This is a genomic window from Sphingomonas sp. QA11 (genome assembly GCF_028473665.1).
In the GTDB taxonomy this organism is placed as follows: domain Bacteria; phylum Pseudomonadota; class Alphaproteobacteria; order Sphingomonadales; family Sphingomonadaceae; genus Sphingomonas; species Sphingomonas phytovorans.
In genome coordinates this window covers 829,431-842,966 of the sequence record NZ_CP098774.1, presented here as the reverse complement: position 1 = coordinate 842,966, position 13,536 = coordinate 829,431, and the positions used below count along the sequence as shown (strand labels likewise).

At 65.7% G+C, this 13,536-nt stretch carries 16 protein-coding genes; 10 read left to right on the top strand and 6 right to left on the bottom strand.

Annotation, left to right across the window (positions count from 1 at the left end; genetic code table 11):
- Nucleotides 1–13: 13 nt before the first annotated feature.
- Genes NDN01_RS03945 through NDN01_RS03930 form a run of 4 tightly spaced genes read right to left on the bottom strand, consistent with a single transcriptional unit; the run spans nt 14 to nt 2,547 of the window.
- Nucleotides 14–1,024, bottom strand: a complete 1,011-nt coding sequence (locus NDN01_RS03945) for a nucleotidyltransferase domain-containing protein (protein WP_272626019.1) — start codon at nt 1,022–1,024, stop codon at nt 14–16.
- Nucleotides 1,009–1,869, bottom strand: coding sequence for an HprK-related kinase A (locus tag NDN01_RS03940; RefSeq protein WP_272626018.1), 861 nt, complete (start codon nt 1,867–1,869; stop codon nt 1,009–1,011). The genes NDN01_RS03945 and NDN01_RS03940 overlap by 16 nt, the downstream gene beginning before the upstream one ends.
- The gene (locus NDN01_RS03935; RefSeq protein ID WP_336298344.1) at nt 1,866–2,141 is read right to left on the bottom strand and encodes an HPr-rel-A system PqqD family peptide chaperone; all 276 of its coding nucleotides are present in this window, start codon (nt 2,139–2,141) and stop codon (nt 1,866–1,868) included. The genes NDN01_RS03940 and NDN01_RS03935 overlap by 4 nt, the downstream gene beginning before the upstream one ends.
- Nucleotides 2,142–2,145: 4 nt before the next feature.
- Complete coding sequence (locus tag NDN01_RS03930) at nt 2,146–2,547, bottom strand: hypothetical protein (RefSeq protein WP_272626017.1); 402 nt, start codon at nt 2,545–2,547, stop codon at nt 2,146–2,148.
- A gap of 94 nt (nt 2,548–2,641) precedes the next feature.
- Here NDN01_RS03930 and NDN01_RS03925 point away from each other — a divergent pair, with 94 nt between their 5' ends.
- The 10 genes from NDN01_RS03925 (at nt 2,642) to NDN01_RS03880 (ending at nt 12,312) form a co-directional block, all read left to right on the top strand.
- Entirely contained in the window at nt 2,642–3,868 is a 1,227-nt protein-coding gene (locus NDN01_RS03925; RefSeq protein ID WP_272626015.1) for an ATP-binding protein, read from the top strand.
- A gap of 72 nt (nt 3,869–3,940) precedes the next feature.
- Nucleotides 3,941–4,990, top strand: coding sequence for a substrate-binding domain-containing protein (locus tag NDN01_RS03920; RefSeq protein ID WP_272626013.1), 1,050 nt, complete (start codon nt 3,941–3,943; stop codon nt 4,988–4,990).
- 1 nt (nt 4,991) lies between these two features.
- A complete protein-coding gene (pstC, locus tag NDN01_RS03915) occupies nt 4,992–6,368 on the top strand; it encodes a phosphate ABC transporter permease subunit PstC (RefSeq protein WP_272626012.1) in 1,377 nt (458 codons plus the stop codon).
- Entirely contained in the window at nt 6,365–7,630 is a 1,266-nt protein-coding gene (gene pstA / locus NDN01_RS03910) for a phosphate ABC transporter permease PstA (RefSeq protein WP_272626010.1), read from the top strand. The genes pstC and pstA overlap by 4 nt, the downstream gene beginning before the upstream one ends.
- Nucleotides 7,630–8,394, top strand: a complete 765-nt coding sequence (gene pstB / locus NDN01_RS03905) for a phosphate ABC transporter ATP-binding protein PstB (RefSeq protein ID WP_272626009.1) — start codon at nt 7,630–7,632, stop codon at nt 8,392–8,394. Before pstA ends, pstB begins: the two co-directional genes overlap by 1 nt.
- Nucleotides 8,395–8,411: 17 nt before the next feature.
- The gene (phoU, locus tag NDN01_RS03900) at nt 8,412–9,098 is read left to right on the top strand and encodes a phosphate signaling complex protein PhoU (RefSeq protein ID WP_272626007.1); all 687 of its coding nucleotides are present in this window, start codon (nt 8,412–8,414) and stop codon (nt 9,096–9,098) included.
- A 13-nt stretch (nt 9,099–9,111) separates the two neighbouring features.
- Nucleotides 9,112–9,804: a phosphate regulon transcriptional regulator PhoB gene (phoB, locus tag NDN01_RS03895; RefSeq protein WP_272626005.1), complete on the top strand. Its 693-nt coding sequence runs from the start codon at nt 9,112–9,114 to the stop codon at nt 9,802–9,804.
- A gap of 125 nt (nt 9,805–9,929) precedes the next feature.
- Nucleotides 9,930–10,208, top strand: coding sequence for a hypothetical protein (locus tag NDN01_RS03890; RefSeq protein WP_272626003.1), 279 nt, complete (start codon nt 9,930–9,932; stop codon nt 10,206–10,208).
- Nucleotides 10,209–10,314: 106 nt separating this feature from the next.
- Nucleotides 10,315–11,214 carry an SDR family NAD(P)-dependent oxidoreductase gene (locus NDN01_RS03885; protein ID WP_272626002.1) on the top strand — a complete coding sequence of 300 codons (900 nt, stop codon included), beginning with the start codon at nt 10,315–10,317 and terminating at the stop codon, nt 11,212–11,214.
- A gap of 66 nt (nt 11,215–11,280) precedes the next feature.
- Entirely contained in the window at nt 11,281–12,312 is a 1,032-nt protein-coding gene (locus NDN01_RS03880) for a hypothetical protein (protein WP_272626001.1), read from the top strand.
- A 61-nt stretch (nt 12,313–12,373) separates the two neighbouring features.
- On the opposite strand, the gene NDN01_RS03875 is transcribed toward NDN01_RS03880, so the two are convergent.
- Both NDN01_RS03875 and epsC read right to left on the bottom strand, forming a co-directional pair.
- Nucleotides 12,374–12,718, bottom strand: coding sequence for a DUF2794 domain-containing protein (locus tag NDN01_RS03875; RefSeq protein ID WP_272625999.1), 345 nt, complete (start codon nt 12,716–12,718; stop codon nt 12,374–12,376).
- Between the two features lie 21 nt (nt 12,719–12,739).
- Complete coding sequence (epsC, locus tag NDN01_RS03870) at nt 12,740–13,432, bottom strand: serine O-acetyltransferase EpsC (protein WP_272625997.1); 693 nt, start codon at nt 13,430–13,432, stop codon at nt 12,740–12,742.
- Nucleotides 13,433–13,536: the final 104 nt, after the last annotated feature.

The window sequence follows — 13,536 nt, the reverse complement described above, 5'->3', positions numbered from 1 at the left end:
AATGAACCGCAGCTTAAATGCTCCCCGTCCGATGTCCCCCGCGCCATTTGGTCCACAGATGTCGTGCCAGCATCGCCGGCGGCATGCGCAGCCAGTGCGAGCGGACATAGAAGGCGAGTCGCGTGACAGGGCGAGTCGCCCTGCCCCAGCCATCGCGCGCGGTCAGGCGGCGGAGATAGAGATGGTCGGCCGGTTTGAGCCTTGCGCCGTTACCGTAAAGCGCCGCCGCGAGACGCAGAGCGCGCGACATCTCTCGAGCCAGTCCATGATGCGTGGCGCGCTCGGCCAGTCCCGCAATGCCGAACTCCGCGACCAGGCAATGCACGTCCCAGAGATTGCGCATGCCGCCCGCGAGATCGCCGTCGGCGAACAGATGGGCGGCCGCATGGACCAGCATGTCGTTCGGCGAGAGAGCACGCAGCCCGGGCGCGACCGCGATGCTCTTCGCCAGCAGACCTGCGGCATCAGGCGTGATCCGTGCGGTGAGCGGCAGGATGGTGTGGTGCACGTCGATCATGCGGTCGCGCTCGCGGTGGATCAACGGGGGCAGTTCGTGCATCCAGCGCCGATAATAGGCATCGTCATAAGGATCGGGCTTCACCCATTCCCAGCCCGCCGCGAGCAGAGCCGCCTCGACCGAGTCGAGGGCGTCGCGCGGCACGAGGATGTCGAGATCGCCGATCGACCGCCCCTGCCCCGCTTTCAACTCCGCCGCGACGAAAGCGGTGCCCTTGAGCAGCACGACCGGCATGCCAAGCGGCGCCAGCGCACGCCGGGCTGCTTCCGCCTCCCATAACGCAGCGATGCGCCCCTGCGCGGCGGAGGCGCGGGCATCGGCAAGGAGCCTAGCGACGGCACCCGGTACCGCCAGCCCTTCGAGCCGGTGCGCCAGCGTCCCGATCATCTGCTCGGCGCGCGCGGCCGCGATCAGCGCGGTCCAGCCCGCCGCATCGAGCGCGAGCGTATTGCCAGGGATACGCAATGCTCGGGCGAGCAGCCAGCCGTCGGTCACAGTGCCGCCCATAGCGCCTCGACCTGTGCGATGGCGCTGTCGGTGTCGGGATAGTCGATCGCCCGCGCCGGGACGGTCGTGACGATCCGCGTCAAGGCGTCGAAGCCGCGTTCCCCCATCGCTACATAGTTGGTCGATGCCTGGGTCAGCCGGACGAACACCTCGCTCGGGGCGACGTGACGGTCCGCCGCCTCGAAGCCGAAGCGCGGAAACAGGACAAGCGCCGGGACCGCGGGACTATCCATATTCTCCAATGCAGCAGCGTTCGGGACGAGATGCCGAATGTCGCCCTTGGGCGTTCCCGCAAGCAACGTGCCGAACTTGTCAGAGGGGGCCGCCTGCTCGACCACGCCGATCGCCGCGTTCTTCAGGCTGATCAGGCGCGGAAAGGCGTGAATCAGCCCGGTCCGGGGATCGGCCAGCGCGAACTCGTCGCCCATCAGCCGCCAGCCGCGCAGACCGAGCAGGGCCGCCAGAGTCGATTTCCCCGCGCCGGAAATGCCGGTCATCACCAGCGCTCGTCCGTCGCGTTCGACCACCGAGGCGTGGAGCAGCAGATAGCGCCGCTGGCCGAGCGCCATCTGGAGGTTCATGCCCATCTCGGCCGCAAGCAGCCCCTGCGCCAAAGGCAGCGGCGCAGCCTCGGGCAGCACGAAATCGCCGCCGATCATCACCGCCGGACGGACGACGCGCCGCCATGGCCGTGCCGCGAACAGGCGCACATTGAAGTCCGGCACACCGTCATGTGGCTTGGGATAATCCGCATAGAGCGATTCCATCTGCGCGATCGGGGCGCGCCAGTCGGAACCGATCCGGAACCCCACCGGCCCGATCCTGACGGAGAAGACATGCCTCATGCCGCCGACACCAGTCCGGCCGCGACCAGTTCCTCAAGCCGTGCGGCCAGCGCCGCCGCATCCGTATCCCCCAGATCATAATCCTCCGCGAGCCGGTCGGCCAGCGCAGCCAGCGTCATGCCCGCCTCGCCCAGGGTCGCGAGGATCTCGGGCGCGGGCGCGGTAATCAGATGCGTGATGCCGGAAGTTCGGTGATAGACGGCGACGAACGTGTCGAGATGGACGATGCGCAGGCTCTCCGCCCGCGCCATCCGGTACAATGGCTCCGACAAGTCCTCAGCCGCGAGGCATCTGCAACGAGGCGAAGCAGGTGAAGCCGCTCGTTCCCGATTGCAGGCGGCGGATGTAGTTGGTGTAGGCCCGGCTCTGCTCATAGCTCGTGCCGGGCAATTGCCCGCCGTTGAGCGCCGCCTTCACTGCCTGCCCCTTGAACGGCTTGCCCGGCGGCGCGAACGCACCCGGCGTGCGGGCCGGCACCAGCGTTCCGTCCGCGGCGATATAGCTGCCGGCGCGGCCGGGATCTGGCACGGGAATCTCGCAGGTTATGACCGACGCCGCGGTCTGCGCCAAAGCGGGACGGATCGAGACGATCGCGCTCGCCCCGACCGCGCCGAGCATCAACGCCCGGCGCCGGTTCACGCCGTCCCGCGGAAGAATATCCTGGCTTTCATCACTCATTGTCAGGCCCTTTACCTTCTTAGCCCTTTCACATTCGCAAATGACTGGCAAGCAAGGCTGGCCCGGTTAAGGACGAATGGCTAGAGCGACGGCAATGCTTCAAGGGTTCCGCCACCGTACGTTTACCGCCATCGTCATCGCCGTCGTCGCGGCGGTCGCGGTGTTCCTGATTTCGTACGACCTGCCGTCGACCCTCATCGCCCTGGTCGGCGGGATTGCCGCGGCACTGCTCGCGGCGGGCTCCGGCGACGAACCGACCGAGGTCGCGACGAGCACTGCCGACCTGACGGCACCCAAGGCCCCGGAAATCGCGGAGGTGATCGAAGCGATTGTCGAGCCGGTACTGATCGTGACCGAAGGCCGAGTCACCCATGCCAATGCAGCCGCCCGCGCGCTGCTTGGCGGGCATATCGTCGGCGAGGACGTTCGGCTCGCAATCCGCCACCCGGCGGCGGCCGAGCGGCTCGCCAGCCCGCTCGCCGGGGTTCCGCAAGGGCCGATCGACCTGGTCGGGCTGGGCACGCTCGACCAGCGCTGGGAAATGCATGTCGGTCGCGCCGCGGGCGGCCAGCGCATCGTCCACCTGATCGACCAGACCGGCAATTATGCCGCGGAGCGCATGCGGGTCGACTTCGTCGCCAATGCCAGCCACGAACTGCGCACGCCGCTTGCGTCGATCCTCGGCTATATCGAGACGCTCGAAGAGGAAGCCGGCGCCGACAAGGCGGTGCGCAGCCGCTTCCTGAAGATCATGTTCGACGAATCGCGGCGTATGCAGCGGCTCGTCGAGGATCTGATCTCGCTCAGCCGAATCGAGGCCGAGAAATACCGCCTGCCCGAAAATGCCGTCGACCTGGGTCATCTGATCGGCGAGGTGCGGACTGAATTGCTCGACGCGCGTGATGCGCGCGGCAACGAGATCGCCGCGGATATCGGCGCCGAAGTGCCGCCCGTCGCGGGCGACCGGGCGCAGCTCAGCCAGATGCTTCACAATCTGATCGGCAATGCGATCAAATATGGCCGGCCGGGCGCACCGGTCTCGGTACGGCTGTGGCGGGATCAGACCGGCATGGTGCGGATCAGCGTCGCCGACGAGGGCGACGGGATCGCCCCCGAACATATCCCGCGGCTGACCGAGCGATTCTATCGGGTCGATGCGGGGCGCAGCCGTGCCGCGGGCGGCACCGGCCTCGGCCTCGCGATCGTCAAACATATTGTAGAACGGCATCGCGGGCGTCTCGACATCGCCAGCGTGGTGGGCAAGGGGACCACGGTCACGGTGCTGCTGCCCGCCCACGGAAGCACTGTCATCAAACGGTAACGCGATTGTCACACAGGCGCGTTGATCGCGCTGCTAGCGCGACTCAGGAATTTCTCCCCGAGGAAACGCCCAGTGACACGGACCGCCCTGATTCTCGCTTTCTCCGCGCTTGCCCTGACAGCATGCGAGGACCAGGCGAATGGCAGTGGCGCGGGATCGCGCGACCAGATCAAGGCGGTGGGATCCTCTACGGTCTATCCCTTCACCACGCTGGTCGCCGAACAGTTCATCAACAACACCCCCAACACCCGCACGCCGGTGATCGAATCGACGGGCACCGGTGCCGGCATGAAACTGTTCTGCGCCGGCATCGGCGCTGCCCACCCCGATATCGAGGCCGCATCGCGCCGGATGAAGGCGTCCGAATATGCGACCTGCAAGGCGAACGGCGCCGGCGATATCCTGGAAATCCAGGTCGGGCTGGACGGCATCGCCTTTGCCGAGGCGAATAACGGGCCGAAATTCCAGCTGACCCCGGTCGACATCTTCAAGGCGATGGCGGCAAGCCCCATGGGCGCCAAGAATAGCGCCCGCACCTGGCGCGACGTGAATCCCGCGCTGCCCGCGATACCGATCCAGATCTACGGCCCGCCCGCGACCAGCGGCACGCGCGATGCACTAACCGAACTGATCCTCAACAAGGGCTGCGAAACGGCGATGCCGCAGATGAAGCCCCTGAAGGAGACCGACAAGGACGGCTACGACAAGATCTGCAGCCGGGTGCGCGAGGACGGCGCCTATATCGACGCGGGCGAGAACGACAATCTGATCGTCCAGAAGCTTCATTCCAACCCGACCGCGATCGGCATCTTCGGCTATTCCTATCTCGAGGAAAATCGCAACGAGGTGAACGGCGTGCCGCTGAATGGCGTCGAGCCGACCTATGAGACCATCGCGCAGAACAGCTATCCCGGATCGCGTCCGCTGTTCCTCTACGTCAAGAAGGCGCATCTCAACGCAATCCCCGGCCTGCGCCAGTTCCTGATCCAATATTCGAAGGAATGGGACCCGAGCGGGCCACTGGTGAAGCGCGGGCTGATCGCCTCCCCGCCCGAGGTTCGCGCGCAATCGGCCTCGATCATCCGCAACGAGACGCTGCTCGACCCGAGCAAGCTCCACTGAGATGTCCGTTCTTTCCCTTCTTTTCCTGATTGCCGGGCTTGGCCTGATCGGCTGGTTGACCGCGCGGGTGCGTGCCGTCAGCTTCCGCCGCGACAGCAGCGCCCGTTTCAGTTCGCTGCCGTCACATCACGGCACCTATGTCGCCTTGTGGACAGTGCTGCCCGCGGCCCTGTTCCTTGCGGTCTGGTCTTCGGTGTCGCCCGCGCTAGTCACCGATTCGGTACTCGAAGCCCCGGCCGCCGCCCACCTGCCCGCCAACCGCTTCGAACGCGCATCAGTGCTGTCTGAGGCGCGCAATCTTGCCGCGGGACGGAGCTTCGGCACCTTCAACCCGCTCTCGCAGGAGCTCGCGCCGGCCTATGCGGCGGCGCAGAAGCGCTATGACTGGATCGGCAGCGCGGTGGCGCTATTGCTTGCCTTCGCAGCGGGTGCATGGGCGTTCACGCGAGTCCGGCCGGCATTCCGCGCGAGGACCCAGATCGAACGCGTCGTCATGCTGCTGCTGCTCGCCGCCTCGCTGATCGCGATCCTGACCACCCTGGGGATCGTCGCGTCGCTGCTATTCGAATCAGCACGTTTCTTCCGGATGGTGCCGATCGGTGATTTCCTGTTCGGCACGCACTGGAGCCCGCAGGTCATTTCCGCCAGCGACCCCGGTGCATCGCTTGGCGCGGTGCCCCTGTTCTGGGGCACCTTCTTCATCGGCGCGGTGATCGCGATGATCGTCGCGATCCCGTTCGGGCTGATGAGCGCGATCTACCTGACCCAATATGCCGCCCCGCGCGTGCGCGCGTGGATGAAGCCGATCCTTGAGGTGCTCGCTGGCGTGCCTACGGTGGTCTACGGCTATTTCGCCGCGCTGACGGTAGCGCCAGCGGTACGGGATCTTGCCGTGTCGCTGGGCGTCACCTGGGCCTCGTCCGAAAGCGCGCTCGCCGCCGGGCTGGTGATGGGGGTGATGATCATCCCCTTCGTCTCCTCCATGGCCGACGATTCGATCGCAGCCGTTCCATCGTCGATGCGTGACGGGAGCCTCGCCATGGGCGCGACCTCGTCGGAGACGATCCGTCGGGTGCTGCTTCCGGCGGCGCTGCCCGGCGTGGTCGGCGGCGTATTGCTCGCGGTCAGTCGCGCGATCGGCGAGACGATGATCGTGGTGATGGCCGCCTCGGGCGTCGCGACGCTGACGCTCAACCCCTTTGCCAGCGCGACCACCGTCACCAAGCAGATCGTCGACCTGCTGACCGGCGAAGCCGAGTTCGACAGCCCGAAGACGCTCGCCGCCTTCGCCCTCGGGCTGACCCTGTTCGTCGTGACGCTGCTGCTCAACATCATCGCGCTCACCGTGGTGAAGCGGTACCGGGAAGCATATGAATGAGTAGCGCCCTGATCGAAAAGGCACCGACCGACTGGCGTGCCGAAGCGATGCAGCGCCGCATCCGCCGTCGCTACGCCGCCGAACGCCGGTTTCGGCTGCTCGGGCTCGGCGCAGTGCTGATGTCGGCCGGATTCCTTGTCTTCCTGCTCGTCACGATGATGGCGAATGGGCTCGGCGGCTTCTCGCGCACCGAGATCAAGCTGCCGATCGACTTTCCCAAGGCGGGTCTGACGCTCGACACCTCCCGGCTGTCGGGGCCAGGCGCCGACCTGGCGCTGGCGGGTGCCGGCATCCAGGACGCGACCGACACCGCCGCGATCGCCGCCTTCGGCAAGGATGGCGACAAGCTCATTTCCGACGGCGCGTGGCTGAAGGTCCGGAGCGCCGTGAAGGCCGATCCCACGCTTCTGCGCGGCCGCGCGACAATCGCTGTGCCTGCCTCGGATTCGATCGACATCGCCGCCAAGGGCAAGGGATCGCCCGAGGCGGAGGCGATCGTCGCGAGGCTGAAGGCAGCCGGGGCGCTGACCACCGGTTTCAACCTGTCCTTCCTCCAGGAAGCGGATTCGACCGACCCGACAATGGTCGGCATCTGGGGAGCGCTGAAGGGATCGATCTTCACGATGATCGTCACCCTGCTGCTCGCCTTCCCGGTGGGTGTGCTCGCGGCGCTTTATCTCGAAGAATATGCACCCCGGAACCGCTGGACCGACCTGATCGAGGTGTCGATCAACAACCTCGCGGCGGTACCCTCGATCATCTTCGGCCTGCTTGGTCTTGCGGTGTTCCTCAACACCTTCCACCTGCCGCGCTCCGCGGCGATCGTCGGCGGTCTCACCCTGGCGCTGATGACAATGCCGGTGATCGTGATCGCCGGGCGCAACGCGATCAAGAGCGTGCCGCCCTCGATCCGCGATGCGGCGCTCGCGGTCGGCGCGTCGCCGGTGCAGGTGGTGTTCCATCACGTGCTGCCGCTCGCCCTGCCCGGCATCCTGACCGGTACGATCATCGGCATGGCGCGAGCCTTGGGCGAAACGGCGCCGTTGCTGATGATCGGCATGCGCGCCTTCATCGCCTCCCCACCCGAACGGCTGACCGACCCGTCGACGGTGCTGCCGGTGCAGATCTTCCTCTGGTCGGATCAGGTCAATCGCGGCTTCGTCGAGAAGACCAGCGCGGCGATCATCGTGCTGCTCGCCTTCCTGCTCGCGATGAACGGCATCGCGATCTACCTCCGCAATAAATTCGAGACCCGCTGGTAATGACCCAACACCTCAAGATGACGGCCAACAACGTCAACGTCTTCTACGGCAAGAAGCAGGCGATCAGCGATGTGTCGATCGATATCGACCAGGATCTCGTCACCGCGTTCATCGGCCCGTCGGGCTGCGGCAAATCGACTTTCCTGCGCACGCTCAACCGCATGAACGACACCGTCGCCAGCGCGAAGGTGACCGGCGACATCAGGCTCGACGGCGAGGATATCTATGCGCCCGAGATGGACGTGGTGCAGCTCCGCGCCCGGGTCGGCATGGTGTTCCAGAAACCCAACCCGTTCCCGAAATCGATCTTCGAGAATGTGGCTTATGGCCCGCGCATCCACGGCCTGGCGTCAAGCAAGAGCCAGCTTTCCGGCATCGTCGAGCAATCGCTGAAGCGCGCCGGCCTGTGGGAGGAAGTAAAGGACCGGCTGCAGGATAGCGGGACCGCGCTGTCGGGTGGCCAGCAGCAGCGACTGTGCATCGCCCGGGCGATCGCGGTCGACCCCGAGGTGATCCTGATGGACGAACCCTGCTCGGCGCTCGACCCGATCGCCACCGCGAAGATCGAGGAGCTGATCCACGAGCTGAAGGGTCGCTACGCCATCGTGATCGTCACGCACAACATGCAGCAGGCGGCGCGCGTTTCGCAACGGACGGCGTTTTTCCACCTCGGCACGCTGATCGAATATGGCGCGACCTCGGACATCTTCACGAACCCGCGCGAGGAGCGCACCAGGGACTATATCACCGGCCGCTACGGCTGAGCCACGGGACAGATGCAGTGAGCGAACATACGGTAAAGGCATTTGACGACGATATCGGCGAGCTGCGCGGCCTGATCGCCGAGATGGGCGGACTGGCCGAGCAGGCGATCGGCGCCGCGATCCAGGCGCTGCAACGGCACGATCTGGAAGCAGCCGCGCGGATCGTCGCCGACGACAAGAAGATCGACGCGCTCGAGATGCGGGTGGAACAGCTTGCCGTGCGCATCATCGCGCTCCGGGCGCCGATGGCGGTCGACCTGCGCGAGGTGGTCGCGGCGCTGAAGATCGCCGGCGTGGTCGAGCGGATCGGCGACTATGCCAAGAACATCGCGAAGCGCGTGCCGCTGATCGACAGCCATGGCGATATCGAACCGCTGTCGGTGCTGCCGGCAATGGCGACGCTGGCCGCTGCCCTGGTCCATGACGTTCTCGATGCCTTCGCCGCGCGCGACGCCGACGCAGCGGTGTCGGTGTGCGAGCGCGACAAGGCCGTGGACGATTTCTACAACAGCCTGTTCCGGGTTCTCGTCACCCATATGATGGAGAATCCCAAGACGATCGGCCAGGTCGCGCACCTGTTGTTCATCGCGAAGAACCTGGAACGAGTCGGCGACCACGCGACCAACGTCGCTGAGATGGTGTATTATGCCGCAACCGGCACGCACATGGCCGAGCGTGACCGCGCGGCAATCGAAACGATCTGAAGGAGCAAGACCGATGGCCCGGGCTAAAATGCTGCTGGTTGAAGACGATGCGGCGCTTGCCGAACTGCTCGTCTATCATTTCAAACGCGAGGATTTCGAGGTCAAGCAGACCCCGGACGGCGAGGAAGCCCTGTTGCTCGCCAAGGAACAGACCCCCGATATCGTGCTGCTCGACTGGATGGTCGAGGGGCTGTCGGGGATCGAGGTGTGCCGCCGGCTGCGCCGCATGCCCGAGACGGCGAACGTGCCGATCATCATGCTCACCGCGCGCGGTGAGGAGGAAGACCGGGTGCGCGGCCTCGAAACCGGCGCTGACGACTATGTGACCAAGCCCTTCTCGCCCCGCGAGCTGGTGGCACGGGTCGGCGCGGTGCTGCGCCGCGTTCGGCCGGCGCTGGCCGGCGAACAGCTCACCTATGGCGATGTCGAGATGGACACGGTCGGCCACAAGGTCCGCCGCGCGGGCGAGGTCGTACCGCTCGGCCCGACCGAATTCCGCCTGCTCAAGCATTTCCTCGAACATCCGGGCTGGGTGTTCTCGCGCGAGCGGCTGCTCGACGCGGTGTGGGGGCATGATTCGGACATCGAATCGCGTACCGTCGACGTTCACATCCGGCGACTGCGCAAGGCGATCAACGGGACCAACCGACCGGATATCATCCGCACGGTGCGCTCGGCCGGCTACGCGCTCGATTCCGGCGCCTGACCATTTTCTCCATCCCGCGGGAAGGAGAAAAAAAGAATCGTCTGCGAAACGAGGGAGCCATGCGCCCACCCGCGCGTTTGGGGTGGGCGCGGCGAAAGCCTGCGCGTGAAAAGCAGGAGACTCCGATGAAGTTGATCCTCTTGGCCGCACTGGCGGTCGCGACGCCGGCAATGGCGCAGGACATGTCTACGTCGCAGACGACATCCACGACCGCGGCAGATCCGGTCGGCGGCTATCAACCCTCCCAACCAGCGTTGTCGGGCACGCCCCAGCCCGGCGTGAAGCCGGTCTTCGTCCAGGCGCCATCGCCGGACCAGGCATTCCCCCCGCCCGCGGCGCTGGCGCACTATCCGATCTGCAAGCGCGGCCAGTTCGACAAGTGCATGCAGCGCGGCGGACGCTAGGATGACTGGCGGGCGACCGGGAGCGCCCGCCCTTCTCCTACCCAGCGCTCTTGCCTTGACGGCGCGATAGAATAGGAAGCGCTCCATCATCTTTGGGAGCGCCCGCATGACCATTAGTTTCAAGGACCGCGTCGCAATCGTCACCGGCGCAGGCGGGGGTCTCGGCCGCGCCTATGCGCTCGAACTGGCGAAGCGCGGTGCCAAAGTCGTCGTCAACGATCTCGGTGGCTCGCGCGACGGCACCGGCCATTCCGACGCCGCGCTGAAGGTCGTGGAAGAAATAGAGGCGGCCGGCGGCGAGGCGATGTCCGATGGCGGCAGCGTCACCGAATATGAGCATATGGTCGAACTCGTCGCCAAGGCGAAGGCGAAGTGGGGCGGCGTCCACGTCCTCATCAACAATGCCGGCGTGCTGCGCGACAAGAGCTTCTCCAAGATGGAGCCGGCCGATTTCAAATTCGTGGTCGATGTCCACCTGATCGGATCAGCCAACGTCACCAAGGCAGTGTGGGAGACGATGCGCGAGCAGAATTATGGCCGCATCCTGATGACCGCGTCCTCGACCGGCCTGTACGGCAATTTCGGCCAGACCAACTACGGCGCCGCCAAGCTGGGCCTCGCCGGCTTCGCCAAGACGCTTTATCTCGAGGGCGCCAAGAACAACATCAAGGTCAACACTATCGCCCCGACCGCGGGCACGCGCATGACCGAGGACCTGTTCCCGCCCGAAGCGTTCCAGGCCTTCGCGCCTGAAAAGGTCGTACCCGCCGCCCTCTACCTCGTGTCGGAGGATGCACCGACCAACATGATCGTCGGCGCCGGGGCAGGCGTATTCCAGGCGGCCTATGTCACCCTGACCCAGGGCAAGCTGCTGACGGGGGACGAACTGAGCCCTGAAGGTATCGCAGCGCACTGGAACGAGATCGTCGACCGCGCCGGCGAGATGACCCCTCAGTCAGGCGCCGAACAGGCAATGTCGATCCTGAAAAAGCTGCAGGGCGGCTGACACTGTATCAGTGTATTGTCATTGCAATACACTGATGGTATTCTTTCCCGACAGGAGGAGAATGCCATGTACAGCGAAAGCGATCTCGACGACGCGGTGGCGGCCGGGGCGATCTCCCGCGACGCCGCCCGCGCCCTGCGCAATCACGTCGCAAGGAGCCATGCGGCGCCAGCGGTGGACGAGGAGCATTTCAGGCTCCTGAGCGGGTTCAATGATATCTTCGTGGCCATCGCGGTCGGGCTGGTGCTGGTCGCGCTGGCGTGGATCGGCCAGTCGATCACGACACCCCTCGCAGGCGCCCTGGTGGCGATCGCCGCCTGGGGCCTCGCCGAATATTTTACGCGGCAACGGCGCATGGCCCTGCCCAGCATCCTTTTGCTGATCGCGTTCGTCGGCGGCGTCGCCGCCACGCTTGTCGGTGTGCTGGTCGAGATCGATCCCGATCTCTCGGATCGCACCAACGCCGTCATCGGCGCTAGCATCGCCCTTGTCACGGCGGGCGCGGCCTGGCTTCACTGGAAGCGATTCATGGTCCCGATCACCGTTGCGGCGGGTGCCGCCGCACTGGTCGCCGTCGCGGTTGGGCTGACCGTCGCTGCAATCCCGGCGGCACGGGATGCGATCTATCCGATCCTATTCGCCGGCGGTCTCGCGGTGTTCGCGCTGGCGATGTGGTGGGACGTGTCCGACCGGGAGCGCCGCACCCGCCGCTCGGACGTCGCCTTCTGGCTTCACCTTGCTGCGGCACCGCTGATCGCTCATCCGGTGTTCCACATGCTCGGCGTGTTCAATGAGACGATTGCGCTTAACCTCGCGGCAATCGTGCTCGCGCTCTATCTCGTCTTCGCCTTCGTGGCGCTGGCGGTCGACAGGCGCGCGCTGCTCGTCTCGAGCCTCGCCTATGTGCTCTACGCAATGTACGTGCTGTTCTACAGGGCCGGGGCGGTCGAACTGGCCTGGGCCTTCACAGCGTTGGCGATCGGATCGACACTCCTGACGCTCTCGGCCTTCTGGCATCCGATGCGCCGTCTCGTGGTCGGCACGCTGGGCAATCTGAGCGAGCGCCTTCCGCCGGTAGGATCGATGTCGGCCGCCTGACACGATCCATATCGGCGAGAACCTGCCCCCCGGCCGTCCATCGGGTCGCCGGGGGTTTTGCCTATTGATCGACGAGCTTCATCAGCCGGCGCTCGAGCGGCGCCAGCACTGGGGCGAGTTCATGCCCACGCTTCAGCACCACGCCAGCCTCGTTGACCAGCGCCCACATCCCCTGACGATGGCGCAAGGCCGGATGCTTCTCGATGCGGTATTCGGGCCGCTCCGCCGCGCGGCGAAAGGCGGCGAACACCGCCGCGTCGCGGCCAAGTTCGATCGCATAGTCGCGCCAATGCCCGGCCGACACCATCCGGCCATAGAGATCGAGGATGCGGTTGAGTTCGAGGCGTTCGAAACCGACCTGGACTGCACGCCCCAGTGGCAGCGGAAAAGGGGTTACCGTCCCCATCAGGCCTCCGCCACCAGGCCGTCAGGCACGGTCGCGCACGTTCTTGCGCTTGGGTTCGGACTCGGCGAGCAGCGTATCCAGCCGCTTCCGTATGGTCTCCAGCTCGCAGCGAAGCAGTTCGACCTTCTGCGTCTGCGGATCGAACATGTCGCTGCAGGGCGTGCCATAAGCGAGGAATTCCTGCGGTTTCTGCCCGCCCTCGACCATCGTCGCACGGGCCGGAATGCCGACCATCACCGCGCCCTCGGCTACATCGCGCGTCACCACGGCATTAGCGCCGATGCGCGAACCGCGGCCGACAGTGATCGGTCCGAGCACCTGGGCGCCCGACCCGATGATCGCGCCTTCGAGGATCGTCGGGTGGCGCTTGCCGGCCACGCCGTTGTCGGGGCTGGTGCCGCCAAGCGTGACACATTGGTAGATGGTGACGTTGTCGCCGATCTCCGCCGTCTCGCCGATCACCACGAAGCCATGGTCGATGAAGAAATTGCGGCCGATCTTCGCCCCGGGATGAATGTCGATCGCAGTCCAGGCGCGGGAGAAATGGTTTACCAGCCGCGCGAGGAAATAGAAACGCGCACCGTACAGCCGGTGGGCGAGTCGATGCCAGACAAGCGCCCACACGCCGGGATAGGTCAGAACCTCCAGCCGAGACCGCGGCGCGGGATCGCGCGCCTTGATCGAATCGAGATAGGCGAACATCCGCTCCATCATCTCGCGTCCCCTTTTCTGGGGCGATATCTAGGCGCTCATTCCAGCGAATTAAAGGACCGGCTGGTCGCTAACTTTCGCCGCATAAACCCTATCTTGCTTGTAGG